The organism is Sphingobacterium sp. Ag1 (genome assembly GCF_000988325.1).
Lineage (GTDB): Bacteria > Bacteroidota > Bacteroidia > Sphingobacteriales > Sphingobacteriaceae > Sphingobacterium.
This window is the reverse complement of sequence record NZ_LBGU01000001.1, coordinates 1-1,078: the sequence shown is the minus strand read 5'-3', so window position 1 is coordinate 1,078 and position 1,078 is coordinate 1. Positions and strand designations below refer to the sequence as shown.

At 50.2% G+C, this 1,078-nt stretch carries 1 pseudogene; it reads right to left on the bottom strand.

The annotated features are described in order from the left end of the window. Positions 1–1,078 (bottom strand): annotated as a pseudogene (locus tag AAW12_RS26425) (RHS repeat-associated core domain-containing protein); the annotation flags it as partial.

Here is a 1,078-nt window from a genome sequence, read left to right as displayed (position 1 = left end):
AGGCGAGCCTGCTCTGGATCACTTCATCCTTTCCGTTGACTTTCTTCTTGGTCTGTACCAGTCTTCCCACATGGTCATATTCATTGGTGGTAATGATGGTCACCGCTGCCCCAGTGGATGGTGTATGAACTCTGGTGCTCTTGACTACCTGACCTGGAAAATTGTATTCATTGGTCACACGGTCTGTGCCGTTCAAATGGTTACGCCCCACACTCTGGATCACACGTCCATAGTCATCATAATAACTGATGGTCAGCATTGAATCCGAACGGTCATCTTTCCACACCATACTTCCCGTTAAAAGCCCTTTGATCTTGGTGCTTCTGGTAATATTCAGTGGCTGCAGATTGGCTGTATTTCCTCCAGTAAATCCGTAATCATCGTAATAATTCACCAATTGCAATGACTGCCCCGTCTTTGGATAGGCCTGATTGGTATAATTGGCAGTTCCGACACGGTCCTCCCAATATTTGCTTACCGTGTTCACATCGGCCTGTGCCGCAGGCTGGCTCGCAAAAGTCTTGCTGTATAATCCCGTCTGTACAACACGCCCAAATGCATCGTATTTTGTATAACTCCATTTCCCTAGTCCGCGCTGTACGGCATCCTGCGTCAGCACAGCCTGATCATTGGTATTGTACACCAGCCATTCCCAGCCCTTGCCCGGAATCTTTTTCTCAGCCAGCCTTCGCTTTTCGTCGTACTTGTAAGCATACACCAGCTCATGGAAATCGCCTGTGGTGGCCTCGGTCAGTGCTGTGGTCGTAGCCGGAAATCCCGGCGGGATCACATACCGCAGGTCTCCAAAGTCATCATACACATACTGCGTTTCCAGTTTCTTGCTGTCCGTTTCCCACACGCGCTTGAGCACTACATGCCCCTCGAACTCCTTATATTCCTCCACCGTACCGCCCTTTCCGTTTGCCGATACCCAGTTCTCATCTTTGATCACCGTTTTATAGAGTTTGCCGGCAGTATAATAACCTGCTGTGGCTCCGGTACTGTTGACTGTCCACAGCCGCACATCATTGGTCCCGTTCGTCCCATAATCGCTTACCACCGTGCGGCCGGAATCGGT